This is a genomic window from Streptomyces sp. NPDC059224, from assembly GCF_042754285.1.
Taxonomy (GTDB): Bacteria; Actinomycetota; Actinomycetes; order Streptomycetales; family Streptomycetaceae; genus Streptomyces.
The window spans coordinates 176,871-201,646 of sequence record NZ_JBHZAN010000002.1 but is presented as its reverse complement, the minus strand read 5'-3'; the positions used below and the strand labels follow the sequence as shown (position 1 = coordinate 201,646).

At 71.9% G+C, this 24,776-nt stretch carries 22 protein-coding genes, 1 tRNA gene and 3 pseudogenes; 11 read left to right on the top strand and 15 right to left on the bottom strand.

The features are described 5' to 3' along the window. Positions 1–18: 18 nt before the first annotated feature. Complete coding sequence (locus ACFXI4_RS03355; RefSeq protein ID WP_384987732.1) at positions 19–630, bottom strand: O-methyltransferase; 612 nt, start codon at positions 628–630, stop codon at positions 19–21. Between the two features lie 39 nt (positions 631–669). Next, positions 670–1,755, bottom strand: coding sequence for a MerR family transcriptional regulator (locus ACFXI4_RS03350; protein WP_384987730.1), 1,086 nt, complete (start codon positions 1,753–1,755; stop codon positions 670–672). A 157-nt stretch (positions 1,756–1,912) separates the two neighbouring features. On the opposite strand from ACFXI4_RS03350, the gene ACFXI4_RS03345 reads away from it, so the two are divergent. Next, complete coding sequence (locus ACFXI4_RS03345) at positions 1,913–2,785, top strand: RimK family alpha-L-glutamate ligase (protein WP_384987728.1); 873 nt, start codon at positions 1,913–1,915, stop codon at positions 2,783–2,785. Here the strand turns inward: ACFXI4_RS03345 and ACFXI4_RS03340 are convergent. Continuing rightward, complete coding sequence (locus tag ACFXI4_RS03340; protein ID WP_384987726.1) at positions 2,766–3,320, bottom strand: hypothetical protein; 555 nt, start codon at positions 3,318–3,320, stop codon at positions 2,766–2,768. The genes ACFXI4_RS03345 and ACFXI4_RS03340 overlap by 20 nt on opposite strands. 165 nt (positions 3,321–3,485) lie before the next feature. On the opposite strand from ACFXI4_RS03340, the gene ACFXI4_RS03335 reads away from it, so the two are divergent. Both ACFXI4_RS03335 and ACFXI4_RS03330 read left to right on the top strand, forming a co-directional pair. Continuing rightward, entirely contained in the window at positions 3,486–4,259 is a 774-nt protein-coding gene (locus ACFXI4_RS03335; protein ID WP_384987724.1) for an IclR family transcriptional regulator, read from the top strand. Further along, positions 4,256–5,116, top strand: coding sequence for an SMP-30/gluconolactonase/LRE family protein (locus ACFXI4_RS03330; RefSeq protein WP_384987722.1), 861 nt, complete (start codon positions 4,256–4,258; stop codon positions 5,114–5,116). Before ACFXI4_RS03335 ends, ACFXI4_RS03330 begins: the two co-directional genes overlap by 4 nt. Before the next feature lie 64 nt (positions 5,117–5,180). Here ACFXI4_RS03330 and ACFXI4_RS03325 read toward each other — a convergent pair whose 3' ends face one another. The 4 genes from ACFXI4_RS03325 to ACFXI4_RS03310 form a co-directional block, all read right to left on the bottom strand. Continuing rightward, a complete protein-coding gene (locus ACFXI4_RS03325; RefSeq protein ID WP_384987720.1) occupies positions 5,181–6,575 on the bottom strand; it encodes an FAD-dependent oxidoreductase in 1,395 nt (464 codons plus the stop codon). Further along, positions 6,568–7,803, bottom strand: coding sequence for an MAB_1171c family putative transporter (locus tag ACFXI4_RS03320; protein ID WP_384987718.1), 1,236 nt, complete (start codon positions 7,801–7,803; stop codon positions 6,568–6,570). The genes ACFXI4_RS03325 and ACFXI4_RS03320 overlap by 8 nt, the downstream gene beginning before the upstream one ends. Then, positions 7,800–8,402, bottom strand: a complete 603-nt coding sequence (locus ACFXI4_RS03315) for a toxin-antitoxin system, toxin component family protein (RefSeq protein WP_384987717.1) — start codon at positions 8,400–8,402, stop codon at positions 7,800–7,802. The genes ACFXI4_RS03320 and ACFXI4_RS03315 overlap by 4 nt, the downstream gene beginning before the upstream one ends. 200 nt (positions 8,403–8,602) lie before the next feature. Continuing rightward, entirely contained in the window at positions 8,603–11,617 is a 3,015-nt protein-coding gene (locus ACFXI4_RS03310) for a beta-galactosidase (protein WP_384987715.1), read from the bottom strand. 73 nt (positions 11,618–11,690) lie between these two features. On the opposite strand from ACFXI4_RS03310, the gene ACFXI4_RS03305 reads away from it, so the two are divergent. Both ACFXI4_RS03305 and ACFXI4_RS03300 read left to right on the top strand, forming a co-directional pair. Further along, positions 11,691–12,149, top strand: coding sequence for an RrF2 family transcriptional regulator (locus ACFXI4_RS03305; protein ID WP_384987713.1), 459 nt, complete (start codon positions 11,691–11,693; stop codon positions 12,147–12,149). Positions 12,150–12,377: 228 nt separating this feature from the next. Next, entirely contained in the window at positions 12,378–13,037 is a 660-nt protein-coding gene (locus ACFXI4_RS03300) for a DUF4360 domain-containing protein (RefSeq protein WP_384987711.1), read from the top strand. Positions 13,038–13,586: 549 nt separating this feature from the next. Here ACFXI4_RS03300 and ACFXI4_RS03295 read toward each other — a convergent pair. Then, the gene (locus ACFXI4_RS03295; RefSeq protein WP_384987709.1) at positions 13,587–14,570 is read right to left on the bottom strand and encodes a GlxA family transcriptional regulator; all 984 of its coding nucleotides are present in this window, start codon (positions 14,568–14,570) and stop codon (positions 13,587–13,589) included. A 97-nt stretch (positions 14,571–14,667) separates the two neighbouring features. Between ACFXI4_RS03295 and ACFXI4_RS03290 the strand changes: the two genes are divergently transcribed. Next, on the top strand, positions 14,668–15,573 hold the full coding sequence (locus ACFXI4_RS03290) for an aminoglycoside phosphotransferase family protein (RefSeq protein ID WP_384987707.1): 906 nt from the start codon (positions 14,668–14,670) through the stop codon (positions 15,571–15,573). On the opposite strand, the gene ACFXI4_RS03285 is transcribed toward ACFXI4_RS03290, so the two are convergent. Both ACFXI4_RS03285 and ACFXI4_RS03280 read right to left on the bottom strand, forming a co-directional pair. Then, positions 15,554–15,808: a DUF397 domain-containing protein gene (locus ACFXI4_RS03285; protein WP_384987705.1), complete on the bottom strand. Its 255-nt coding sequence runs from the start codon at positions 15,806–15,808 to the stop codon at positions 15,554–15,556. The two genes, ACFXI4_RS03290 and ACFXI4_RS03285, sit on opposite strands and share 20 nt — an antisense overlap. Further along, positions 15,730–16,001 (bottom strand): annotated as a pseudogene (locus tag ACFXI4_RS03280) (Scr1 family TA system antitoxin-like transcriptional regulator); the annotation flags it as partial. The pseudogene ACFXI4_RS03280 and the gene ACFXI4_RS03285, both read right to left, overlap by 79 nt. A gap of 5 nt (positions 16,002–16,006) precedes the next feature. Here ACFXI4_RS03280 and ACFXI4_RS03275 point away from each other — a divergent pair. The 4 genes and pseudogenes from ACFXI4_RS03275 to ACFXI4_RS03260 all read left to right on the top strand — a co-directional run. Beyond that, positions 16,007–16,204: pseudogene (locus ACFXI4_RS03275) on the top strand (CoA transferase); the annotation flags it as partial. Positions 16,205–16,216: 12 nt separating this feature from the next. Further along, positions 16,217–16,366, top strand: coding sequence for a hypothetical protein (locus ACFXI4_RS03270; protein ID WP_384987703.1), 150 nt, complete (start codon positions 16,217–16,219; stop codon positions 16,364–16,366). Positions 16,367–16,532: 166 nt separating this feature from the next. Then, a pseudogene (locus tag ACFXI4_RS03265) lies at positions 16,533–17,451 on the top strand (UTP--glucose-1-phosphate uridylyltransferase). 43 nt (positions 17,452–17,494) lie between these two features. Next, a tRNA-Arg gene (locus ACFXI4_RS03260) sits at positions 17,495–17,567 on the top strand. 79 nt (positions 17,568–17,646) lie between these two features. Here the strand turns inward: ACFXI4_RS03260 and ACFXI4_RS03255 are convergent. Next, positions 17,647–18,099 (bottom strand): transposase, encoded by a 453-nt coding sequence (locus ACFXI4_RS03255; protein ID WP_384987903.1) that lies wholly within the window; start codon positions 18,097–18,099, stop codon positions 17,647–17,649. A gap of 255 nt (positions 18,100–18,354) precedes the next feature. On the opposite strand from ACFXI4_RS03255, the gene ACFXI4_RS03250 reads away from it, so the two are divergent. Further along, the gene (locus ACFXI4_RS03250) at positions 18,355–18,576 is read left to right on the top strand and encodes a methyltransferase (RefSeq protein ID WP_384987701.1); all 222 of its coding nucleotides are present in this window, start codon (positions 18,355–18,357) and stop codon (positions 18,574–18,576) included. Positions 18,577–18,830: 254 nt separating this feature from the next. Here ACFXI4_RS03250 and ACFXI4_RS03245 read toward each other — a convergent pair whose 3' ends face one another. The 4 genes from ACFXI4_RS03245 to mmsA form a co-directional block, all read right to left on the bottom strand. Further along, a complete protein-coding gene (locus tag ACFXI4_RS03245; RefSeq protein ID WP_384987699.1) occupies positions 18,831–20,492 on the bottom strand; it encodes a pyridoxal phosphate-dependent aminotransferase in 1,662 nt (553 codons plus the stop codon). Positions 20,493–20,696: 204 nt separating this feature from the next. Then, entirely contained in the window at positions 20,697–21,851 is a 1,155-nt protein-coding gene (locus ACFXI4_RS03240) for an aldose epimerase family protein (protein WP_384987697.1), read from the bottom strand. A gap of 133 nt (positions 21,852–21,984) precedes the next feature. Continuing rightward, positions 21,985–23,229: a multiple monosaccharide ABC transporter permease gene (gene mmsB, locus ACFXI4_RS03235; RefSeq protein WP_384987695.1), complete on the bottom strand. Its 1,245-nt coding sequence runs from the start codon at positions 23,227–23,229 to the stop codon at positions 21,985–21,987. Continuing rightward, positions 23,226–24,776, bottom strand: a complete 1,551-nt coding sequence (gene mmsA / locus ACFXI4_RS03230; RefSeq protein WP_384987693.1) for a multiple monosaccharide ABC transporter ATP-binding protein — start codon at positions 24,774–24,776, stop codon at positions 23,226–23,228. The genes mmsB and mmsA overlap by 4 nt, the downstream gene beginning before the upstream one ends.

Below are 24,776 nucleotides of genomic sequence, written 5' to 3'. Positions count from 1 at the left end.
CCGGCCGACCGCCTCCGGTCACCGCCGGCGTGCGTCGAGAGTCGCCACGACGGCGCACAGATCGGGCGCGAGCCGCACCTCTACGGCCCGCAGCGCGGGGTGTTCCAGCCAGTGCAGGCGTGCCCGGTCCGGCATGCCCTCGTGCAGGGGCGGCCAGCGCGGGGAAGGGGTGAAGTCGTCGACGACGACCGTGCCGCCGGGGGTCAGGAGTCGCTCCACGTCGGCGGGGTGGTCGCCGGGGCTCTTGCCCTGCCCACCGCCGTCCAGGACCAGCAGGTCGAACGGGCCGTGGGCCGCGATGTCCCGCCAGTCACCGTGGACCACCGTCACCTCGGGGTGCGCGGCGAAGACCCCGGCGGCCGCCCGGGCCCGCCCCGCGTCCCGTTCCACGCTGACGAGCCGGACGCCGGCCCGGGCCCCGGAGGCCAGCCAGGCCAGCCCGACCCCCAGCCCGGTCCCGGTCTCCCCGATCCGCCCGGGCGCACCACCGGCGAGCACCTGGAGCAGCCGCCCCTGCTCCGGGCGGCAGGAGTGGGCGAAGCCCCGGGCGCGGGCGGCGTCGACGGCACGCCGGACGAGGGGCGGGAGGCCGGGAAGGCCGGCATGGGCGTCGGTGCCGTGAACGGTCATGCCGCACTTCCTACCTGACGAGGGCTCCCCGCACGCCTCTCATCCGGCCGAGGCGGGTGGACGGGTGGCAAACACCACGTCAGCGACGACGACGCTCACGTTGTCAGCACCGCCCACCGCATTCGCCTCGTCCACCAACCCCCGTGCCACATCCGCCAACTCACCTCCGCCCCCCAGCAACTCCCGGATCCGCCGGTCGCAGACCTCCCTGCTCAACCCGTCCGAGCACAGCAGATACCGGTCCCCGCCCCGGGCCTCGTGCAGCTTCAGATCCGGCGTGCCGGACGACGCGCCGCCCGACAACGCCTTGGCGAGCAGCATCCGCTGCGGATGGCTGCCGGCCTCCTCCGGTGCCAGCCGGCCCTCGTCGATCAGGGACTGCACCACACTGTGGTCGTGGGTGATGCGGAACAGCTCCCCGTCGCGCAGCAGATACGCCCGCGAGTCCCCGATGTGCACCAGCGCCAGCCGGGACCCGGTCCACAGCAGCGCGGTGAGTGTCGTACCGGCGTCCGTACTGCCCTCCGCCGCCTCCCGCACGGCCTCACGCGCCGAACGCACCGCGTCGTCCAGGAGGTTCAGCACGTTGCCCGCCGAAAGCTCGGCGTCCTCCAGGAACTTCAGCGCCCGCACGGCGGCCGCACTGGCCGACGCCCCGGCGGCCCCGCACCCGTCGGCGACGGCCAGCAGCCGGCGCCCCGCGTACACGGTGTCCTGGTTGGCCGGCCGGACGTGCCCCCGGTCCGAGTGGGCGGCGTAACGCAACTCCAGCATGGCGGTCGTGTCCCTTCTCGATTCACCCGACAGATGGTCGACGAGGAACGCGGCCAGGTCGCCTCGTACGGCGGTCTCCGCCTCGACCCGGGCCCAGTACGCCCGGATCTCCTGAGCGGCCCGGCCGGCGGGCAGCCCGCACACCTCGCGGATCCGCGCCAGCGGCATCCCCAGCCGGCGCAGCCAGGCCACCAGCCGGGCGGCTTCGAGCTGCTCGGCGGCGTAGTACCGGTAGCCGGTCTCCGGGTCGACCCGGGCGGGCCGCAGCAGGTCCAGCTCGTCGTACAGCCGCAGTGCCTTCGGCGACAGCCGGCAGGCCTTCGCGAAGGCGCCGATGGTCAGCCACTTCATGCCGTACCTCACGTTCCTCGACGTCCGCCACCGATGCTGGGGCTTCACCGAGGGTGAAGGTCAACAGGGCGGCCGCGGTTGCGGTGCGGCGGGCCGGAGTGGTTAGCCTGCGACGGGCCGGAACACCGGCCGTCACCAGGACGAGGGAGCTCCCGCCGTGCCCCGGATAGCGCTCGCCACCTACGATCCCGGCGCGGAGCCGAGCAAGGACCAGGACCTGCCGGTGCTGCTGCGCGCGCTGACCGCGGCGGGGGCGGACGCGGTTGCCCGTCCCTGGGACGACCCGGACGTCGAGTGGGGCGCCTTCGACCTGGTCGTCGTCCGCTCCACCTGGGACTACAGCTGGCGCACGGCGGAGTTCCTGCCGTGGGTGGAGCGGGTGGGGAAGGCGACCCGGATCGCGAACCCGGCCGCCGTGATCCGCTGGAACAGCGACAAACGGTATCTCGGTGAGCTGGCGGCGGCCGGTGTGCCCGTCGTGCCGACCCGGTATCTCGCGCCGGGCGACCCCGTCGAGCTGCCGTTCGACGGTGACTTCGTGGTCAAGCCCACCTTCGGCGCCGGCGCCCGGTTCGCCGCCCGCTACACGCCGGGCGAGCACGGGACGGCGGTACGGCAGCTGGCCCGGATGCACGACGAGGGGCTGACGGCGATGGTCCAGCCGTACGTCGCCGGGATCGACGTCAGCGGTGAGCGGGCGCTGCAGTTCTTCGGCGGCCGGCTGCTGCACGCCAGCCGCAAGCGGGCTGTCCTCACCGCGGGCACGGCGTACGACGCGGACAAGGTCGCCCACCCCGACCTGGCGCGGTGGGATCCGACCCCGGCCGAACTCGCGGTCGCGCAGGGCGCGTTGGCCGCCGTACCGGAGGCGCCCGAGCTGCTGTACGCCCGGGTGGACCTGGTCGACGGGGCGGAGGGACGGCCTCAGGTGATGGAGCTGGAACTGGTCGAGCCGAACCTGTTCCTCTTCCTGCATCCCGGATCGGTGGCCGGGGTGGCGGAGGCGGTCCTCACCGCGGCGCGTCGATGACCGCCGTGCGCTGGAGCAGGCCCCAGGTGAACTCCGCGACCACCCGACGGCCGTCGGGGACCTGGAAGGTGAGGCCCCAGCGGGTCGGGGCCGTGCCCTCCAGAGGGCGGGCCGGGGCGAAGGCGCGGGCCGCCTCGTCGACCGTGCAGGACCAGGGGGCGAGGTCGTCGAGGGTCTCCAGCCTCGGGGCGGCGGCGCCGGGGGCGCGGACCAGCCATTCGTTCCACACCGCGCTCCCGGGGCCGACCATGACCTCGAAGCGGAGGGTGGGCCACAGGGGGAGCGGCCACTGCCAGGCCGTGCACTCCAGGTCGCCGACGGTGCGGCTGGTCTCGGAGCCGGGCGGGCCGAGGACCGAGCGGTAGCGGGCCGCCGCCGAGCGGGACCGGGGCGAACGGGCCATCGCCTGCCACCGCCTGTTGGCCTCGCGCATGTCCGCGATCGACGCGCCCAGCGTGCGCCGGGCGTCCTCGACCAGGTCCGGGTTGTGGTCGGCCATGCGGCGCAGCAGCACCAGCTGGAAGTCCAGTTGCATGCCACCCATGGTGCACATACGGATACCCGGCTGGTTCCCGGCCATTGCCCGGGCAATCCTCGATGGCTAGCCTGTGTTCGTCATGCCGATCGCCTGTTGATATCTCGAACGGCTCCCGCGGTTCCGACGATATCTGGCGCCTAGACCCAAGGGAGGGGGCCGGACGTGGGACGCCTCGTGCCTGCCGTGACCCGGGCTCTCGACATTCTTGAGCTCTTCCTCGACGGGGACGGGACTCTCTCCGCCCCCGACATAGTGCGCAGACTCCAGCTGCCGCGCACCACCGTGCACGAACTGGTCACCACGCTCTCCGCCCGGTCGTACATCGTGTCCGTACCCGGACAGCCCGGACGATACCGGCTCGGTGTCCGCCCGTACCAGCTCGGCAGCCGGTACGCCGAGCAGCTCGACGTCGCCGCCGAGGGACAGCAGGTCGCCCGGTCCGTCGCCGAGACCTGCGACGAGACCGTGCACGTGGCGATCCTCGAAGGGACCGACGTCATCTACATCGCCAAGGTCGACTCCACGCACGCGGTCCGCATGGTCTCCGCCGCCGGCCGCCGGCTCCCCGCCCACTGCACCTCGGTCGGCAAGATGCTGCTGGCCTCGCTGCCGGAGCAGGAGCTGACCGCGCGCATCCCGGACGACGCCGACCTCGTCGCGATGACCCCGAACAGCATCACCGAGCCGGGGGTGCTGCGCGAGGCCCTCACCGGGATCCGCGCCCGGGGCATCGCCGTGGAGAGCCGGGAGTCCAACCCGGACGTCTCCTGTGTCGCCGCGCCGGTCCGCGACCGCACCGGCCAGGTGGTCGCGGCGCTGTCCATCTCGGTGCCGATGATCCGCTGGAGCGACGAGCGCCGGGTCGAGCTGGAACAGCTCGCGGCCAAGGGCGCCGCGGAACTCTCCGAGCGCCTCGGTCACCGGAGCCTGGCATGACGACGAACACGTACACGTCGTACGAGGTCGCGGTGGCCGCGGAGGCCACGCTGGGCGAGGGCCCGACGTGGGACGCGGCCACCGGCCGCCTCGTCTGGATCGACGTCCTGGGCGCGCGGATCCACACCTACGACCCGGTCACGGACCGTCGTACGATCCGCACCGCGGAGCAGCACATCGGCGCGGTCAAGCCCCGCGCGAACGGCGGACTGGTCCTCAACCTCCGCGACGGGGTCGGTCTCCTCGACCCCGACGACACGTTCCGTTGGCTGCACCGCGAGCCGGTCGCCGGCCGCCGCGCCAACGACGCGGCGGTGGCGCCGGACGGCTCTCTGTGGGCGGGCACGATGCGCTACGACGAGAGGGTGGGCGGCGGCACGCTGTCCCGGGTGACCGGCGACGGCTCGGTGACCACGCTGCTGCCCGACGTCACGGTCAGCAACGGGACGGGCTGGAGCCCGGACGGCAGCCGCGTGTACTACGTCGACACGCCGACGTGCCGGGTGGACGTCTTCGACTACGACGGTGAACTCCCCTCCAACCGGCGTCCGTTGGTGACCATCGAGGAGGGGGCCGGTTATCCCGACGGGCTGACGGTCGACGCGGAGGGCTGTGTGTGGGTGGCGCTGTGGGGCGGGGGAGCGGTGCGCCGCTACACCCCTGACGGCGAGCTGGACCGGGTGATCAGCCTGCCGGCGACGCTGACGACGGCCTGTGCGTTCGGGGGCGCAGGCCTGACCGACCTGTACGTGACGACGGCTCGGGTGGGGCTGGACCGGCCGGATCCGACGGCGGGTTCCCTGCTGGTGATCCCGGGCGCGGGGAAGGGCGTGGCCCAGCCGGCGTTCCAGGGGTAGCGGCCGCCTCGACCGTCCGTTCGGCGCAGCCCCGCACCCCGTGCGGGGCGCGTCGCGCCCCCGGCTACTGGACCCCCGCGGCCTTCAGCTCGTCCGTGGTGAGCGGGGGCCGGGTCAGCTGGGGTCTTCGGGGGCCCAGCAGGGCGCCCAGCAGCACAGCCGGCGACAGGAGCACCTCCGCCCCCCGCTCCAGGGCCGTCACGTCCGTCACCCGGCGGGCGATCCGGCCGTTGCCGGTCGCCGTGTACAGGAGCCGGTCCACATAGGCGTGCGCCAGCCGGTCCCGCAGGTTCGGTCCGTTCTCCGTCGCGCCGGGGTAGAACACGTCCGCCCCCGTGGACAGTTCCCAGGCCGCCCGGGCCGGCCGGCTCACCGCCTTCTGGAGGGACCGGGCGAGCCCGGGGGAGCCCCAGCCCTTGCGTCCGAGCACGTTCCGTACGGCGAGAGCCCCCTGCGCGGCCACCGACATCCCGTGCCCGTACACCGGGTTGAGCGCGCACACCGCGTCGCCGAGGACCACCAGGTTCTCCGGCCAGGTCCGGGCCCGTTCGTAGAAGTGGCGCCGGTTGGCGGTCGTGCGGGTCATCGACACGTCGGTCAACGGCTCCGCGTTCGCGAGGAGTTCGGCGATGACGGGGTGGGCCAGTTCGTCCCGGGCGTAACGCAGGAAGTCGTCGGTGCCGGCGCCCGGTTCGCCGCCGCGGCTGCCGTAGAGGGTGACCAGCCAGCGGCCGTTCTCGATCGGCATCAGGACACCGCCGCGCCCGGGGCGGCGGCCCCGCGGGCTCGCCTGGACGGTGACGATCGGGAAGCCGGTGCGCACCGCCTCCGCCGGGGCCCGGAACATCCGGCTGGCGTAGGCGATACCGGAGTCGACCTCACGGATCTCGGTCGCCGGGACGCCGAGCCGGGCCAGCCAGGCGGGCGCCCGGGAGCCGCGGCCGGTCGCGTCGACGACCAGGCCGGCGGTGCGCACGTGCTCCGCGCCGGAGTCGAGCGCCCGCAGCCGTACGCCCGTGACGGCGCGGTCCGAGCCGAGCAGGCCGACCGCCTCGGTCCCCGTCAGCAGTTCGATCCGGTCGTCGGCGAGGACCCGCTCGCGCACCACCCAGTCCAGCAGGTCCCGGCTGGCCGGCAGCACGAACGCCGACTCCGCCCAGCGCCGGTACCAGCCCCGTGGGGACAGCGCCACCATGTCGGTGGTCACCGGCACCCGCCGGACACCCGCCGTGAGCAGCTCTCCGATGGTGCCGGGCAGCAGTTCCTCCAGGGCGTGGGCGCCGCCGGACCACAGCTGGTGGACGTGCCGGGCCTGCGGGAGCCCCTTGCGCGGCTGCGGTCCGGTGGGCAGAGCGTCCCGTTCCACGACCACGACCCGGTCCGCGAAGGGGGCGAGCGCCCGGGCCGCGAGCAGGCCGGCGAGGGAGCCGCCGAGGACGACGGCGGTGCGGTCAGTCATGAAGGGCGACGCTCTCTGCTGGGGCGGCCGCACGTTCCCGTACCGCCTCGATTTGGTTGGGGTGACGCAGCGCCCGGGACACCGCCGCGATCTCCCGCAGGAGGTGGGTGGCGTCCGGGCCGCCGGCCGCGTCGGCGGGTTCGGGGGTACGGCCCCGGGTGGAGACGGCGTTCAGGATGCTGACCGCGGAGGCCAGGGCCCGGGCCCGCTCGGGCGGGTGGCCGAGGCCGAGCGCGGCGTCGTAGGAGCGCCGGTCGAGGTCGGCGTCGATGCGCCGGGTCAGGGGCAGCAGTACGTCGCGGATGAACGTCTCGCGCCGGGTCAGCCGCAGTTCGGGCGTGGCGCGCAGCACGAAGGGGACGCCGTCGCCGTGCACGGTCCGGGTCAGCTGGTACAGCGGCCGCAGCTCGTGGTGGGCGAGCCGGACCCGCCAGCGGTCGTGGAGGTACTGGCCGGCGTGCGGGAGGATGAAGCCGACGGCGATGTTGATCGCGGACAGGGCGGCGACCGGCGGGGCCAGGCTGGTGCTGAGCCAGTCCAGGTCCGAGCCGCACCAGCGGGCGGTGACCGCGACCAGCTTGCAGGCGTCGAAGATCAGGTTCAGGACGTAGCCGACGCCCAGCAGCTTCAGTCCCCAGCGCAGCCAGGCGTCCAGGCCCTCGGTGCGCACCCAGTTCCAGATCAGCCGTGAGGTGATGAGGCAGGCGACGCAGTGGGCGACGAGGTAGAGCAGGATCTCCTCGCGCATGAACGGGGTGGTGGCGTAGTAGGTGTCCAGGTCCCGGAGCCGTTCCACCGGGACGTCGGCGAGCGCGAACAGCAGCCACAGGGCGGTGATCACCGAGGAGTAGCCGGCGATGACCCAGCGCATCGCGCGCCGGGTGGCGGCCGACCGGTCGGCCAGCCCGTTGCGCCAGGCGATGATCAGCAGCAGACAGGAGCCGCCGAACGCGGTGACGAGCGAGTAGCACCACGGCGCGGAGATGTTGGGGACGCCGGTCCACCGGTTGACGGTCGCGATCGTCGACGGCGTGCAGAACACGAACACCGCGCAGGCGAGCAGCAGCAGTCCGCCGACCGCGCGCAGCAGCGGGTCGCGCCACAGCCGGATGATGGTCGGAAGTTTGATCACCAGGGCGGTGGTCAGCACCGCGGTGGGGATCCAGAAGGAGATGTAGAGCTCGCCGAGGAGTCCGCCGGGGTTCGCCGCCGCCGAGGAGGTGGTCACCGAGCGGCTCCGCCGCGCCCGCGGTAGCCGAGGCTGCGCTGCACGGGGTCGGACGGCGAGCGGAGCGGATGCTCGACATAGGGCCGGAACGCGGTCGCCAGCCGGTGGCCGAAGTCGTCGGCCTCGGCCTCGTCGGCCGCCCGGGAGCCGTTGCGTGCGGCCACCGTCAGCGCCATGTCACGCCAGCCGGGCTGGCCGGCCAGCGCGCGGGCCGCCTCCGGGCCGACGCCGTGATGATGGCGGTGGCCGGTGTGCAGATGCCACAACTCATGTCCGAGGATGACCAGTTGCTGCACGGCCTCGGCCCGTTCCTCGACGATGACCAGGTCGAAGTCCTGGAACTCCATCCACAGGCCGGTGACCTCGATCTCGTCCGGGAACCGCTCGAACCGCAGCTCCACCGGCCGCCCGCCGCGCAGTGCGGTCATCTCCTCGCACAGGGCCCGGCACAGCTCGCCCGCGCCGGTGGGCTGCCGGGGCCGGGCGCGGACGGCGGCGGTGAGGCCGGCGGCGAGGTCGCGCATCCGCGCGCCCGGCCCGGATCGCCGCAGCCTCGCGGCGATCCGGGCCCACCGGTGGCCCGCGCCGGCCAAGTCCATCGCTCCCCCTTCGCCCCGCCCACGGCGCTCACCGTGCGGCGTCGGCCGGTCCGAGATTACGCGTCCGGACGTGTTCGCGTCATGCGATCCGACGACGGTGGTTCATCCCAGAACGACCGCCGGCGCAGGAAAGTCCCGCCGGCCCCATTGACGCGCAGGCGCTTTGGAATGTGATCCGCCTGGGGTGAGGCGCCCCGCGGTCAACGGCCGGGGGAGGGAACCGTCTCCACGGGAACGCCTCCGGCCGCGCTCCCCAGCAGCTCCAGCCGCACGACCCCCGGCCCGAACTCACTGGTCCCGTCCGAAAGCACGGCCAGCGCCAGCGTGTTGGAGCCCCGGGTCCGCAGAATCCCGTTCGGCAGTACGAACGTGTGCTGCGGACCCACGTCGTTGATGTACTGCCCGAGGTTCCACCCGTTCAGGAAGATCTGCACCCGGTAGGCCCGCGCCGGATCGTCCTCCAGCACCAGCCCCACCGAGGCGTCGACCCCGTCCGGCACGGCCAGCTTGAAGCCGGTGCGGTACCAGGTGACGCCCATGCCCTTGTCCGCGCGCGGCAGTGCGGCCGGTTCCCAGCCGCCGTCCGCGAACCCGGGCAGATGCCAGCCCTGCCGCTCCCCGTAGAGCCCGCCGTTGTTCAGCGGCCCCCGTACCGGGTCCGGCGCGCTCTCGCCCTGGATCCGCCAGCTCACCTTCGGGGACGCCCCATTGAAGGTCACGGCACTCAGGCCGCGGGCCACCTTGTGGGTGTCCAGGGAGCGGCCGTCCATGTCGTGCTGCATCCGCCGCACCAGCACGGACAGCACGTGCTCGCGCTGCTCCTTCTTCTTCTTCCGCTCCTTGTCCTGCTGCTCCTTCTTCGGCCGGGCGACGGCGAACTCGGCCGTGGCCGCCCAACTGCCCTGCCGGACCGTCTTCGCGTCCGGCACCGGCATCCGGTGCGATCCGAGCGGTTTCCCGTCCAGCCAGGCCATCAGCATGCCCTGGGTGCCCGTGCTGTAGGCGAGGGAGACGGACTCCAGGTCCTGGAGGTCGCCGTCCACCCGGCCCCGGTACCAGACATCCCCGTAGTGGAAGCCGTAGTCGTCGGCGAACAGCACCGGCTGACCGGCCGGGACGGGCGTCGTGCTGAACGACGTCCTCTTGTCGGCCGCCGTCCACGACGAGTCGTCGAAGGCCGGTGCCGACTCGGGGTTCTCGGTCCTGCGGCGCCAGCCGGTGAGGACCGGCAGCGCCGGCTTCGGGGCGCCCGCCAGGTCCGACGTGGCGACCAGGCTCTCCGAGAGGCTCACCCGGGTCGGTACCCGCTGCCCGTTCCAGGTGACCGAGGAGATCCCGCGCGGCCCCCACACCTCCAGGCCGCTCGGGGCGACCGTGTCCCCGGTGAGCTGCACGGCCGACCCGTCGAGCCTGGCGTGCCGCAGCAGTGCCGGGCCGTAGACCAGCAGGGTGCCGGACGGGGTGTCGTAGGGGAAGAGCCGCAGTGAGGTCGCGTCGTCGGCGAAGAGCAGGAGCAGCGGCGTGTCGCTCTCGCCGCGCTGGACCAGGACCCGGGTGAGGCCGCCCTGGCCGAGCGGCGCGGTGACGTGCAGGATGTTCCGGTCGTAGACCCAGGCCGCTTCGGCGTCCAGGCGCTGGACGAAGGGTTCGCTCGGGCACTCCAGGACCAGGTGCGCCATCTCGCCGTACCGGCCGGTGAACAGGGCGATGTCCTGGCGCCCGGCGGTGAACACGGCCATCGGCTGGGCGGTGGCGTACCGCAGCCTGCGCTTGCCGAGGGAGAGCCCGGTGGTGATGAGCCGGGCGTCGTGGGCCGGGACGGTGACCTCGATGTCCTCGCCCCCGTCCGGCTCGCGGGTCTTCAGGGTGGACGTCACCTCGCTCGCCCCGTCGTTGCGGAGCACGTACACGTGCGCCTGGGTGTCCGGGTTGGTGAGGTGGTAGGTCTTCAGCCCGTCCGCCTGGACGTCCGCCGCCCGCTCCAGCCTGGCGAAGTCCGGGACGCGCTGGAGGAGGTGGCCGAGCTGGTGCATCGGGGCGATCTTCGGCGTGACGTTGCGGGCCTCGTCGATGGCCGCCCCGTAGTCGTACGACGTGTAGACGACCGGCGCCGGCAGCCAGCCCCAGTTCGTGCCGCCGTAGGTCATGTAGACGTTGTGCAGCGTGATGCCGTTGGCGAGGTTGGTGAGGTAGAAGCGGCGTTCGTAGGCCGCGTCCCGGGTGCGCCGGGACTCGGCGTACCCCTTGCCGCCGAACTCGACCCCGCCCCACGGATCGAACCAGCCGCCCCCGTACTCCGGCACGAACCCGGGGGTACGGGGACTCGCGGTCGCGCCGCCCTTGAGGCCGCCGATCCCGAAGTGGCCCCAGTCCGGCGGGGTCTGGGTGGGGGACGGGTAACCGTCGAAGCCGTACAGCCACTTCCCGGTCTCTCCGCCGGTGTCGAACGAACCGGGGATCCAGTAGCCGTTGCGGCCCTTGTCGTTGTGGAAGAGGGGGACGTCGATGCCGTCCGCCCGCACCTTCTTGTACAGGTGGGACATGTAGGCCGGCCCGGCCGGGTCGGCGACGTGGCCGTCGTACTCGTTCTCGATCTGGTAGAGCAGGACGCTGCCGCCGCCGTCCGTGTGCTGATGGCGGCGCACGATGCGGTTGACGGCCGTCAGCCACGCGTCGACGTGTCCGAGGTAGGTCGGGTCGGTGGTGCGGGCCGAGCCGTGCGTGGCGGTCAGCCAGCCGGGGAAGCCGCCGGCGTCGACCTCGGCGTTGATGTAGGGGCCGGGGCGCAGGATGACGTACAGCCCGGTCTCGGCGGCCGTGCGCAGGAACCGGTCCAGGTCGCGGACGCCGGTGAAGTCGAAGCGGCCGGGCGCGGGGGAGTGGAAGTTCCACGCCACGTAGATGCTGACGGCGTTGTAGCCGTGCGCCCGCATCTTCTCCAGCACGTCCCGCCACAGGGACGGGCTCGGGAGCCGGAAGGGATGCAGTTCACCGGACCACAGGACCAGTCTCCGGCCGTCGACGACGAGGGAGTACTGGTCGTGGCCGATCGCGTGCCGTCTGCCGTCGGCACGCGGCGGGGCCGGGGCCGGGCCGGTCGGCACCGTGCGTGCCGCGTAGGCGGCGGGCGCCCCGGGGCCGCCGCTGCCGCCCAGGGCGAAGCCGAGCGCGGTCGAGCCGGCGAGGGCACTGAAGGTACGTCTGCTGAGCGCCAAGGGATCCTCCCGGGCGATCTTACGGGGCGCGGGTGCGGCCATTCTCCACGGGAGGACGCCCCACAATGGGCACATGAGGATCTCGGCACGAGCGGATTACGCGGTACGGGCGGTACTGGAGCTCGCCGTGCGGCAGGACGACGGCCCGGTGAAGGCGGAGGAGCTCGCCGGGGCGCAGGAGATCCCGCACAAGTTCCTCGAGGGCATTCTGGGTGATCTCCGGCGTGCCGGGATCGTCGACAGCCGGCGAGGCGGGGGCGGTGGCTACCGGCTGGCCCGGGACGCGTCCGCGATCACCGTGGCGGACCTCATCCGGGCGGTGGACGGTCCGATCGTGTCGGTACGCGGCGAACGGCCCACGGGTCTGGCCTACACCGGCACCGCCCAGCCCCTGCTGCCGCTGTGGATCGCGCTGCGCGCGAACGTCCGCCGGATCCTCGAAGGGGTCACCGTGGCGGACATCGCGGCGGACGCCCTCCCGGAGCCGGTGCGCGCGCTGGCCGCGGAACCGGCGGCCTGGGAGAACCCGTAGGGGTGAGCCGAGCGGGGACGGGGCTGTGAAATCCGCCGTTGTGAATGGCCGGAGTTCGCCCTGACCGCTCGGTGTGGGGGTTCCTACGATGCGAGCGCCTCGTTCTTCACAGGAAACTCACAGTTTCTTCAAAGGTGAACCATGTCGAACCTTGAGGAGCGTGCGGGTCCTGCGGGCCGAGGGTGCCACCCCCCACTCGATCACCGAACCGGAGAAACCATGAAACCCATGAGGCATGGACTCCTGCTCGGCGGAGCGCTCGCCGCGCTGCTCACCGCCGGGTTGCCTGCCCAGGCCACGGCCTCGTCGTCGCCCGTCTTCGACGACCCGCCGCCGGACAAGATCGTGATCAACGTCGCCACGGTGAACGGCTCCGGCTGTCCGCAGGGCACCACCGCCGTCGCCGTCTCCGAGGACAACGAGGCCTTCACCGTCACCTACAGCGAGTACCTCGCCCAGGCCGGCGGCAACTCCGACCCGACCGCCTTCCGGCGCAACTGCCAGCTCAACCTGGTCGTCCATGTACCGGGCGGCTTCACCTACGCCGTCGCCAGCGCCGACTACCGCGGCTTCGCCTCCCTCCAGCCGGGCGCCACCGGTACCCAGCGCGCCTCGTACTACTTCCAGGGCTCGTCCAACACGGCCTCCGCGAACCACCCCTTCCGGGGCCCCTACGACGACAACTGGCAGGCCACCGACACCACCGACTGGGCCCAGCTGGTCTGGGCGCCCTGCGGGGTCCAGCGCAACTTCAACATCAACACCGAGCTGCGGGTGACCGCCGGCAGTGCGAACCCCGGCAAGGTCAGCTTCATGACCATGGACTCGACCGACGGCGAGATCAGCACCGTCTACCACCTGGCCTGGAAGCAGTGCCCCGCCAAGTAGCAGGCGCCCGGCTCACAGGCTCCCCGGGCGGGCCGGCCCGGTCCGCCCGACTCCCGTCAGGATGGGTGTGACCTCGGTCGTCGTGACCTGTTCGAGGGCCCCGGCGGTCTCGCTCGGGAAGAGGCAGAGGCGAACCGCACCCGTGGATGGCGGCTGAGCCGCCGGCCGGTCTCCTCCAGGCCGCCGGGGGCCACCGCCGTCCACGGCAGCGCTCGGTACGGATGCCCGGCCCCACTCGGCGGGCGCCTACTCCGCCCAGGCCGGTGACCGCTGCCACGCGATCTACGACGCGTACGCCGCCCGGCTTCCGCACGCCCCCGCGCAGATCTTCACCGCGACCGGCACGGACACGCTCTTCGGCGACGGCTCGCCGGAGATCACCGGCCACCGGCCGGCCGGCGGCAACGCGACCCACGTCCACCGGTTCGACCACCGCCCGGCCGAGCACCCGCACTCCCTCGGCACGACTGGCTGCCCTGCGCACCCGGAACCCCGGCCCGCATCCGCCACTTCGGCTGAGCGCCGGCCGTGGGACGCCACGCGCGGTGGTCAGCCCCGGGCCGCGGCCGTCTCCCGGAACGTGTTCCGGTACGCCTGCGGGGACACCCCGATCGCCGCGTGCAGGTGCTGCCGCAGTGACGTGCCGGTGGCGAAGCCGACCTCCGCGGCGATGCGGTCGATCGCCAGGTCGCTGGTCTCCAGCAGGTGGCGGGCCCGGTGCACCCGCTGCTGGATCAGCCAGCGGCCGGGGCTGACGCCGGTCTCGTCCTGGAAGCGGCGGGCGAAGGTGCGCCGGCTCATCCCGGCGTGGTCCGCAAGCTCCCGCAGGGAAAGCGGCCGCTCCAGGTTCTCCAGGGCCCAGGCCCGGGTGGCCGCGGTCCCGGTGGCGCTCTCGTCCGGCACCGGCTGCTCGATGTACTGCGCCTGGCCGCCGTCCCGCCACGGCGGTACGACGCACTGCCGGGCCACGCTGTTGGCGACCGCGCTGCCGTGGTCGGAGCGGACGAGGTGCAGGCAGACGTCGACACCGGAGGCGGCGCCCGCGGAGGTCAGTACGTCACCGTCGTCGATGAACAGCACATCGGGGTCGAGGGCGACCCGCGGGAACATCCGGCGGAACCGGGGCGCCAGCGCCCAGTGCGTGGTCGCGGGCCGGCCGTCCAGCAGCCCGGCCGCCGCGAGCGTGAACGCCCCCGTGCAGATGGAGACGATCCGGGCACCGGGCCTGATCCGCGCCAGCGCGGCGGCGACCGGAGCGGGCACCTCGTCCGTGATCCGCGTCATGTCGTACGGCGGTACGACCACGGTGTCCGCGCTCTCCAGGGCTTCCGGCCCGTGCCCGAGGGTGACCGTGAAGTCGGCGCTGGTCGCCACCGTACGGTCGTCGGTCGCCGCGCAGGTCACCACCTCGTAGGCGCCCGGCACGCACGGGAAGACCCGGTTCGGGATGCCCAGCTCGAAGGGGTAGACACCGTCGAGGGCGAGCACGACGACCCGGTGGGGCCGGGTCTTGAGGAAGTCGATCTCGGACATGGCACGATTCTATCGCCCGCCGCCCATGTGGCCACCGCCCGTCCCGCCCCGGAAAGACGTTTGACGGCCGTCGGCGCCCGGTGATCCGATGCCGCACATGAGCACAGGTCAGCCGCATCCCGGGACGCCCCTCGTCGACGACGGCCTCGTACGGCGGCTGATCGCCGGGCAGTTCCCGCAGTGGGTGGGGCCGGCGGTGCGGCGGTGGCCGTCCGGCGGCACCGTCAACGCCATGTTCCGGCTCGGCGACGCCATGGTCGTGCGGCTGCCGCTGGCCGAGGGCGGGGCCGGGGACGTGACGAGGGAGCGGGAATGGCTGCCCCGTCTCGCACCCCATCTGCCCGTCCGCATCCCCGAGGTGCTCGGCGCCGGGGAGCCGGCCGAGGGGTGTCCGTGGCCGTGGTCGGTCTACCGGTGGCTGCCCGGGCGGCTTCCCGAACCGGACGCCCTGGCCGAACCCGTACTGCTCGCCGAGGACCTGGCCGCGTTCGTGACCGCGATGCGGAGCATCCCGCTGCCGGACGCGCCGCCGGCCCACCGGGGCGGGCCGCTCTCCTCGCTGGACGCGGACACCCGGGCGGCGATCGCGGAACTGCGCCGCATCCCGCAGGAGGACGTCGACTGCGACGCGGCGGCCGCCGTGTGGGAGGAGGCGCTGCGGGCCCCGGACGCCGACGGGCCGCCGGTGTGGCTGCACGCCGACCTGATGCCGGGCAACCTGCTGATCGACGACGACGGCAGGCTCGCCTCCGTCATCGACTTCGGGTGCGCGGGGGTGGGCGACCCGGCCTGCGACCTGTTCCCGGCGTGGAACCTGCTGCCGCCCGAGGGCAGGCAGGCGTTCCGCGAGACACTGGCCGTGGACGACGCGACGTGGCTTCGCGGCCGGGCCCGGACCCTCTCCCAGGCCCTGATCGCGCTGCCGTACTACCGCACGACGAACCCGGCCATGGCCCGCAACGCCCGGCACGTGATCCGGGCGGTCACTTCCCCGCGTACGTGACGAGGCCGGCCCAGGCGGCGGGGGAGAGGGTGAGGTGGGGGCCGGCCGTGTTCTTCGAGTCGCGGATGGGGATGGTGCTGGGGCGGACGGCGGCCTCGACGCAGTCGCCGCCGCTGCTGTAACTGCTCTTGATCCAGGCCGGCTCGGTGGTCTTCGTAAGTCCCCTCGCATTCGCTGCGACAGGCTCCAGGAGTCTTCCAGCGCAAGAGCCTGTGAGCGCATCCTGGCATAGCACCGTTGGAGGATGCTGATCTCTTTCGGCTCGGAGACGAGCAGGCCGCCTCGCCGCCGTAGGCGGACCACTTGTTCTCGACCGTCTCCAAGAGCCGCACAGGGCCCGCGAGTCCGGCGTGTGACTCCTGCACCGCCGGCATGATCTGGATCTCGACATTGCGCAGCTCCGCGATCTTCAAGACGTGGGTGATGAGTCGCGCTGGCCGAGCTGCTCGACACCGGGTTCCGCTCGCGGCCCTTCGGCCGCTGGAAGGAAGCGCTGGGCCGGGACCGCATCACCCACAGCCTCATCCAGACGCCGGAGGAGGCCGCGCGGGACCCGCAGCTGCGCGACAACGACATCGTCGTCCCGCTGGAAGGAGTCAGCGGGCCGCCGGAGACCGTCAGCAGCCCGGTCACCCTGCGAGGGATGCCGAAGGTGCCGGCGAAACGGGCGCCGGAGCTGGGCGAGCACAACGACGAGATCCCCGCCGAACCCGGGTCCGGACCCGACGAGATCACCGGACTGCGCGCCCGGGGAGCGGTCCCCGGCGGGACGGAAGCGGAGCCGCCGCGATGAGCGCGGCGCCGCGGCAGGCCCGGGGCCGGGACGGCCGGCCCCCTTCACCTCGACTTCGCCTCGAAATCCTCTGGACGAAGGACTCCGGGCGGTCGGAGTTTCCCAGGGGGGACAGGGCCCGTTGGTAGCGTCGGCCTGCCCCGTGCCACCGACCGAGAGAGACCTGATGCCCCCGACGATCCGCAGGGCCGTGATCCCCGCCGCCGGACTCGGTTCCCGTCTGCTGCCGCTGACGAAGGCCACGCCGAAGGAGATGCTCCCGGTCGGCGACAAACCGGTGATCGAACACACCGTGCGGGAGCTGGTGGACTCCGGCATCACCGACATCACCATCGTCGTCTCGGGCGGCAAGAGCCTGATCCAGGACCACTTCCGGCCGAACCGGGCTCGTGGAGCAGCTGCGCGCCGACGGCAAGACCGCGTACGCGGACGCCGTCGAGGAGGTCGCCGAGCTGGCCCGCCGCGGCCACATCACCTACCTCGACCAGTACGGCCCGTACGGCAACGGCACGCCCGTGCTGAACGCGGCCCGCTCCTTCGGCGACGAGCCCGTCCTGGTGCTCTGGCCGGACGACGTGTTCGTCGCCGACGTCCCCCGCTCCCAGCAGCTGATCCGCGCCTACGAGCAGACCGGCTGTCCGGTGCTGGCCCTGCTGCCGATGGACCCCGCCGACTCCCAGCGCTACGGCGTGCCCATCGTCAAGGAGGACCTCGGCGACGGCCAACTGCGCATCACCGGGCTGGTGGAGAAGCCCGCGCCGGCCGACGCGCCGTCCCCGTACGCGGCCATCGGCGGTTACGTCATCACCCCCGGCATCATCGACGAACTGCGCGAACAGACCCGCCGCTGGTACGAGCACCGCACCGGCGAGGTCTACCTGACCGACGCCATCAACGCCTACGCCGCCAGCCGGGCCGTGTACGGGCAGGTCATCCAGGGCCGCTGGTACGACACCGGCAACCCGGCCGACTACCTCGTCGCCCAGATGGCCTTCGCGCTCGCCCACCCCGAGTACGGTCCCGTCGTGCGCGGCCTGGTCCGCGGGCTCGACGAGGAGTCGGAGGGCAAGCCGGATACGGTATGATCATCTCAGAGCTGGTCGCTACAGAAAACCGGTGGCTGGTGCTGCGTTGGTGGTCCAAGGAAAGACGTCCCGCTTCCTGCGGGGAGATGCAGGTGCAAGGCCTGCCCGGCGCTCCATTCGGTGCCCGTCCGCATCATGCGGACGGGCACCGCGGCGTTTGTCCCGTCTGCGACCGTGCTGCTCAATTCCTGTTGTTCAGGCGGTCAGTCGGTAGTTGAGCCGTCCGAGGGTGCGGGTGCGGGTGCGGCTGAGTGGGTGCTCGGACCAGTGGGCGCCGAGGCGGATCATGTTGATCGCGGTGGCGGAGCAGGCGGGTCGGAGGCGGACCTTCGCCAGGCCGCGGCAGCGGGCCCGGCGCATCCCGGTGGTGTCGAGGGCTCGGTTGACCGTCCGCTCCATTCCGGCGCGTAGGGCGTACTTGGCTTGCCAGGTCCTGGTCTGCTGTGTGGCGCGGGCGGCGGTCACGGCCTCGCGGAGTTCTTGCGGGCGCAAGGTGAGCCGGCGACGGCCTCGGGGCGAGGTGGCGCACCGGCTTTGGAACGGACATGCGCGGCATGCAGCGGTGGGGAACTTCACGACGACGACGTCGCGGCCGTGCTGCTGGGCCGGGCTCCGGTTGAGGCCGGTGTTCCCGGCGGGGCGGCGGATCTGGCGGGCTTTCCAGCCGATGGCGAGGGCGTTCTTGCCGAAGCCGTTGGCGGTGCGGGCCCACCAAGATCGCCAACAGGGCCCCGGTCCTGGGCCTGAGCGGGAGGGCGAGATCCGATGGAAGGCGGATCCGGGTAGCGGAACTGCCGGATCTGGGCGTCGCCCGGTCCGAACGTCCGGCCGGTTCGGGTCGACGGGTCGAGCTGGACGGCGTTCTCCGCCCCGCCGTGGCTGCCTGTCGCGAAGCCTGACAGGGTGCGCAGGGCGCCGGAGGCCCTGGATGCGGCACGCGCCCGGCTTGCCGGACTCACCGCCCGCTGCACCTTCCTCGCCGGCGACTTCACGGAGTCGGTTCCCGAGGGCGGCGACGTCTGCCTCCGGTCCCGCGTCCTGCACGACTGGCACGACGAGCGTTGTCGCACCATTCTGGCCCGGTGCCCCGGGCCATCCGCCCGGACGCCGAACTCCCCTTTGTAGAACGCCTGTTGCCCACCCGTACGGCGGCGGCCTGGGACCTCCACATGCGGTGCAACGTGGGCGGCCGGGAACGCGAGGAGCCCCGCTGCCGACGTCTGCTGGGGGAGGCGGGCTTCAGGCAGGCGGCTTGCCGTCCGCTCCGGCTGGGAGCCTCATCGCTGCACGCCGTGCGGGGCTGAGCTGCGCGGCTCGTCCACTGCGGGGAACCGCGCGAACAGCCACGACGGTGCGGCAGGCGGCCACGCACCGTCTGTCTAGCCGGCCTGTCCCATCCCCGCCGCGTTGGGCCAGCTCTGCGCGTTGGGCCACCCCGTGGCCGGCGCCGGGGCCAGCTCGGGCGCCGGGGGCGCGGGTGCCGTCATCCCCCGTACCTGCGCCGCGGTCAGCCCGCCCCGCGCCGGCACCCCGGTCGGGGTGGGCCCGACCGGAGCGGGCTGCGGCGGGGCCTGCACGGGCATCTGCATCGGAGTCTGCATCGGGGGCTGCATGGGCGGCGCCTGCACGGGCGCCTGCATCTGGGCCACCATCGGCTGAGGCTGCTGCATGACGGGCGCTGCCGCCGGCATCGGCATCCCGGCCGGCGGACCGGCGACGGGGAGCGGCATGCCGACACCGGCGGCGGGAGCGGCGGCGAGACCCGGCCCCGTGGCCGACGCCGCGGCGAGACCCGGAACGGGCCCCGCACCGACGGCCTGGGCGAGCTGAATGCCCGCCCCGTTGGTCTCGCTCACCAGCCGGTCAACCGCCGCCGTACCCGAGCTGTAGCTGGTCCCATTGCCCAGCTCGGGCACGGCGGCTCCCCTCCTGGACCCGTAGAGCACCTGCTCCATGGCGGACACCAGGCGACGCACGTCCACCTCGGGGCGCACCACGAGCCTCAGGAAGCGACTGGACGAACCGATCTTGTTGCCGCACTCGCGGACCAGGATGCGGTGCTCGGTGAGCATGCGGTCCCGGACCACCGTGCCCTCGGCACCGACGGGCAGCCGTACGAACAGGAAGTTGCCCTGCGAGGGGTAGACGGTCAGACCCGGCAGGACGGAGAGCTGGCTGGCCATCTCCAGCCGGTCCTTGCGGACCTGGAGCAGGCTCTGCGCGTACTCGGCGCCGTGCTCCTTGAGCATGAAGACGACGTACTCGGCGAACGCGTTGAGGTTCCACTTGGGCAGCATCGAGCGGACCTTGCCGGCCAGCGACGGGTTGGCGACCATGTAGCCGAACCGGATGCCGTGCAGACCGAAGTTCTTGCCGAGGCTGCGCAGCACGATGACGTTCGGCCGCAGCATCGCCTCCTGGACGACGCTGGGCTCGGCCTCGGCGTCGGCGAACTCCAGGAAGGACTCGTCGATGACGATCAGGTCCAGGTCGGCCATGGCGTCCATGAACTGCACCAGGGCCTGCTTGTGCAGGAAGCCGCCGTCGGGGTTGTTGGGATTGCAGATGACGGCGACCCGGGTGCCCCGCTTGCGGATGAACTCGGCGTACTGCGCGAGGTCCAGGGCGAAGCCGCCCGACTCCTGGAGCGGGAACATGTCGACGCGCTTGCCGGTCTCCATCGGCTGGTCGGTCCAGCGGCCGAAGGTGGGGACGGGGACGGCGAGGGACTCACGGACCAGCAGGTGGTCGATCCAGGTGATCAGCTCGGTGGAGCCGTTGCCCATGGCCACGGCCTGCGGCGGGAGCTGGAGGAGCTGGCAGAGCTCGGCGGTGATGGTGTCCGCGCTGCTCGGGTAGAACGTGATGATGTCCTTCAGCCTGGACGCCATCGTTTCCATCATCGCCGGGGTGGGGAAGTACGGATTGCAGGGAATGCAGAAATCGACGGGACCAGCCCCCTCGCCTCCCTCGCGGGTCAGCGCCGCCATCGACGGGCTGTGCGCGCCGCTGCGGAACAACGAGGTGACGTTGCCTGCCATTGAACCTCCGTATGAGGCGGGCCCGGTGGGGACGACCGGGCCCGTCGTCTGGGTGGCCCGCGCGGGGGAGCACGGGCCGTCCTTGAGTACGGAGTCACGCGTGGCGTTGTTCAACGGATGTGAAAGAAATGTGACCTACCGTTTCTGCTCGGGACTCCGCCGCGCGGGCGCGACCAGCCCCTTACCGGCCGCGCCCGCGCCGCCTCAGGCTCCGAACGAATGAACCGTCCGTGACCTGTAGGTCTGCCCCGGCCGCAGCACCGTCGAGGGGAAGCGCGCCTGGTTCGGCGAGTCGGGGAAGTGCTGGGTCTCCAGGCACAGTCCGTCACCCTGCCGGTAGGTGCGGCCGGAGGTGCCGGTGAGGGTGCCGTCGAGGAAGTTGCCCGAGTAGAACTGCAGGCCCGGCTGGTCCGTGGCGATCTTCAGGGTGCGCCCGGAGCGCGGGTCGCGCAGGGTGGCGATGTGCTCCGGCTCGGCGGTGACGCCCTTGTCGAGGACCCAGTTGTGGTCGAAGCCCTTGGCCTGCACCTGCTGGGGGTGACCCGCGCGGATGTCCCGGCCGACCGGCTTGCCCTTGCGGAAGTCGAAGGGGGTGCCGGAGACCCTGGCCAGTTCGCCCGTCGGGATCAGACCCGAGTCGGTGGGGGTGTAGCGGCCGGCGGCGATCGTCAGCTCGTGGTCCTCGACCGTGCCCGTGCCCTCACCGGCGAGGTTCCAGTAGGTGTGGTTGGTGAGGTTGACCACGGTCGGCTTGTCGGTGGTGGCCGTGTAGTCGATGATCCAGTCACCGTGCCGGTCGAGGGTGAAGGTGACCTTCGTCCTGAGGGTGCCCGGGTAGCCCATCTCGCCGTCGACGCTGGTGTAGTGGAGGTGCAGGCCGACGTCGGAGCCCGAGGTGAAGCCCTCGATGTCCCAGACCTTCGTGTTGAAGCCCTTGGCGCCGCCGTGCAGGCTGTTGACGCCGTCGTTGACGGAGAGCTGGTAGCTCTTGCCGTCGAGGGTGAACTGCCCCTTGGCGATCCGGTTCCCGTACCGGCCGATGGTCGCGCCGAAGAAGGTGGTTCCGGCGACGTACGCGGCCAGGTCGTCGTAACCGAGCGACACGTTGGCGTACGTGCCGTGCCGGTCCGGGATCTCCAGGGACTGGATGATGCCGCCGTAGGAGAGGACCTTGAGACGGGTGCCGCCGTTCTCCAGGGACCAGCGGTGGACCCTGGTGCCGTCGGCGAGCTTCCCGAAGAGCTCCTTCACCGGCTTCCGGCCTCCGGAGGAGGCCTCGGCGGTGCCCGTGCCGAGGGTGGTGGCGGCGATCCCCGCCGCCGCGGCTCCCGCGATGACCGTGCGTCTGTTCAGTTCCATCTAGCGGCTCCTTGAGAAGAGAGTTGAAGGCGCCCGCTGGGTCCCGCGCCCCGAAGGGGTGCGGGGAACCGCGCGACCGGCCCCCGCCGGCACGCGCTTTCTGTACGGCCTTCCAGCGGAGCGCCTGCGCTGACTACGAACCGGACTTGCGCTTGTTCCACACGTCGAATCCGACGGCCGCGAGCAGGGCGAGGCCCTTGATGACCTGTTGCCAGTCGGTGCCGACGCTGAGGAGGTTCATGCCGTTGTTCAGCACGCCGAGGACGAGACCGCCGATGATGGCCCCGAGGATGGTGCCGACACCACCGCTCATGGAGGCGCCGCCGATGAACGAGGAGGCGATCGCCTCCAGTTCGAAGCCGTCGCCCGCCTTCGGCGAGGCCGCGTTCAGCCGGGCCGCTACCACCAGACCGGCCAGGGCCGCGAGCACGCCCATGTTCAGGAAGACGTAGAAGGTGACCTTCCTGTCCTTGACGCCGGACAGCTTGGCCGCCGGCAGGTTGCCGCCGATCGCGTAGATGTGCCGCCCGAAGACCGCGTTGCGCATGACGTAGCCGTAGCCGACGACCAGCGCGCCCAGGACGATCAGGACGATCGGGGCGCCCTTGTAGCTGGCGAGCAGCATGGTCAGGACGAGGATCGCGGCGATCAGCGCGGTCAGCTTGAGCAGGAACAGCCGGGTGGGCGGCACGTCCAGGGCGAACTCCTGCTGGCGGCGGCGGTCGCGGAACTCCTGCCAGACCACGGCGGCGATCAGCACGATGCCCAGCAGCAGCGTGATGTTGTGGTAGTTGGTGTGCGGGCCGACCTCGGGGAGGAAGCCGTTGCCCAGGTTCTGCAGGCCGTTCGGGAACGGGCCGATGGTCTGGCCCTGGAGCAGGATCTCGGTGAGACCGCGGAAGAGCAGCATCCCGGCGAGGGTGACGATGAACGACGGTATGCCGAAGTAGGCGATCAGCACGCCCTGGGCGGCGCCCGCGAAGGCGCCCATCACCAGGCACAGGACCAGCGCGACCGGCCAGGGCACGCCGTGATCGACCGTCAGCACGGCGGCGAAGGCGCCCACGAACGCGGTCAGCGATCCGACCGACAGGTCGATGTGCCCGGCGATGATCACCATCATCATGCCGATGGCCAGGATCAGGATGTAGCTGTTCTGCAGCACCAGGTTGGAGACGTTGCGCGGCAGCAGCAGGTCCCCGTCGGTCCACACGGCGAACAGGGCGACGATCAGGCCGAGCGCGATCAGCATGCCGTACTGGCGCATGTTGCGGCGCAGCCCGTCCAGGACCATCCGGAGCAGGTTCCCGTCGGCGGCCGATCCGCTCCTGCCCGGCGGCGCGGGCGCCGGGCTCTTGGCGGTGACATCCGTGCTCATCGCGTTACCTCTTTGTCCTTCGTCATATGGCGCATCAGCACTTCCTGCGTGGCCTCGGCCCTGGGCACCTCACCGGTCAGACGGCCCGCGGCCATGGTGTAGATGCGGTCGCACATGCCGAGCAGCTCGGGCAGTTCGGAGGAGATGAAGACGACCGCCTTGCCCTGGGCGGCGAGCCGGTCGATGACCGTGTAGATCTCGTACTTGGCGCCCACGTCGATGCCGCGGGTCGGCTCGTCCAGGATCAGCACGTCAGGACCCGCGAAGATCCACTTGCTGAGGACGACCTTCTGCTGGTTGCCGCCCGACAGCTTGCCCACCGGCTCGAACACCGTGGGCGCCTTGATGTTCATGGAGGTGCGGTAGCCCTCGGAGACCTGCCGCTCCTCGTGCTCGTCCACGATCCCGCGCCGGGCGACCTTGTTCAGCGCGGTCAGCGAGATGTTGCGGTTGATGGTGTCGATGAGGTTGAGGCCGTAGTGCTTGCGGTCCTCGGTGACGTAGGCGATGCCGTGGCCGACCGCCTCGGCGACCGACTTGGTACGGATCTCCGTGCCGTCCTTGAGGACCGTGCCGCCGTCGTAGCGGCCGTAGGTCCGTCCGAAGACGCTCATCGCGAGTTCGGTGCGGCCGGCGCCCATCAGGCCGGCGATACCGACGATCTCGCCGCGCCGGACGTGGACCGACACGTCGTCGACGACCTTGCGATCCTGGTCGATCGGGTGCCGCACGGTCCAGTCGCGGATCTCCAGGGCCGGTGCCGCGTCCTCTTCGCCCTCGTAGGGGGTGCGCTCGGGGAAGCGGTGGTCGAGGTCGCGGCCGACCATGCCGGAGATGATCCGCTCCTCGGTGGTCTCCGCCGACTTCACGTCGAGGGTCTCGATGGAGTGACCGTCACGGATGATCGTCACCGAGTCGGCGACCCGGCGGATCTCGTTGAGCTTGTGCGAGATGATGATCGAGGTGATGCCCTGGTTCTTCAGCTCCAGGATCAGGTCGAGGAGTTTGCCGCTGTCCTCGTCGTTCAGAGCCGCGGTCGGCTCGTCGAGGATGAGCAGCTTCACCTTCTTCGAGAGCGCCTTCGCGATCTCCACCAGCTGCTGCTTGCCCACGCCGATGTCGGTGACGCGGGTCTCCGGGTGGTCGTCCAGACCCACCCGGCGCAGCAGTTGGGTGGCGTGCCGCAGGGTCTCGCGCCAGTCGATGAACCCGCCCTTGGCGTGTTCGTTGCCGAGGAAGATGTTCTCCGCCAGCGAGAGGTACGGCGACAGCGCCAGCTCCTGGTGGATGATCACGATGCCGCGCTGCTCGCTCGCCCGGATGTCACCGAACGCGCAGGGCTCGCCCTCGAAGAGGATCTCGCCCTCGTAACTGCCGTGCGGATGGACGCCGGAGAGGACCTTCATCAGGGTCGACTTGCCGGCGCCGTTCTCCCCGCAGATGGCGTGGACCTCGCCCTGGCGGACGGTCAGAGTGACGTCCGACAGTGCCTTGACGCCGGGAAAGGTCTTGACGATCGAGCGCATTTCCAGGACGGGTCCCGCCAT

Coding starts and splice junctions, on each gene's coding strand:
- ACFXI4_RS03355 (WP_384987732.1), bottom strand. CDS start 630: ATGACCGTTCACGGCACCGACGCCCATGCCGGCCTTCCCGGCCTCCCG.
- ACFXI4_RS03350 (WP_384987730.1), bottom strand. CDS start 1,755: ATGAAGTGGCTGACCATCGGCGCCTTCGCGAAGGCCTGCCGGCTGTCG.
- ACFXI4_RS03340 (WP_384987726.1), bottom strand. CDS start 3,320: ATGCAACTGGACTTCCAGCTGGTGCTGCTGCGCCGCATGGCCGACCAC.
- ACFXI4_RS03330 (WP_384987722.1), top strand. CDS start 4,256: ATGACGACGAACACGTACACGTCGTACGAGGTCGCGGTGGCCGCGGAG.
- ACFXI4_RS03325 (WP_384987720.1), bottom strand. CDS start 6,575: ATGACTGACCGCACCGCCGTCGTCCTCGGCGGCTCCCTCGCCGGCCTG.
- ACFXI4_RS03315 (WP_384987717.1), bottom strand. CDS start 8,402: ATGGACTTGGCCGGCGCGGGCCACCGGTGGGCCCGGATCGCCGCGAGG.
- ACFXI4_RS03305 (WP_384987713.1), top strand. CDS start 11,691: ATGAGGATCTCGGCACGAGCGGATTACGCGGTACGGGCGGTACTGGAG.
- ACFXI4_RS03300 (WP_384987711.1), top strand. CDS start 12,378: ATGAGGCATGGACTCCTGCTCGGCGGAGCGCTCGCCGCGCTGCTCACC.
- ACFXI4_RS03295 (WP_384987709.1), bottom strand. CDS start 14,570: ATGTCCGAGATCGACTTCCTCAAGACCCGGCCCCACCGGGTCGTCGTG.
- ACFXI4_RS03290 (WP_384987707.1), top strand. CDS start 14,668: ATGAGCACAGGTCAGCCGCATCCCGGGACGCCCCTCGTCGACGACGGC.
- ACFXI4_RS03270 (WP_384987703.1), top strand. CDS start 16,217: ATGCCGAAGGTGCCGGCGAAACGGGCGCCGGAGCTGGGCGAGCACAAC.
- ACFXI4_RS03245 (WP_384987699.1), bottom strand. CDS start 20,492: ATGGCAGGCAACGTCACCTCGTTGTTCCGCAGCGGCGCGCACAGCCCG.
- ACFXI4_RS03240 (WP_384987697.1), bottom strand. CDS start 21,851: ATGGAACTGAACAGACGCACGGTCATCGCGGGAGCCGCGGCGGCGGGG.
- mmsB (WP_384987695.1), bottom strand. CDS start 23,229: ATGAGCACGGATGTCACCGCCAAGAGCCCGGCGCCCGCGCCGCCGGGC.
- mmsA (WP_384987693.1), bottom strand. CDS start 24,776: ATGGCGGGACCCGTCCTGGAAATGCGCTCGATCGTCAAGACCTTTCCC.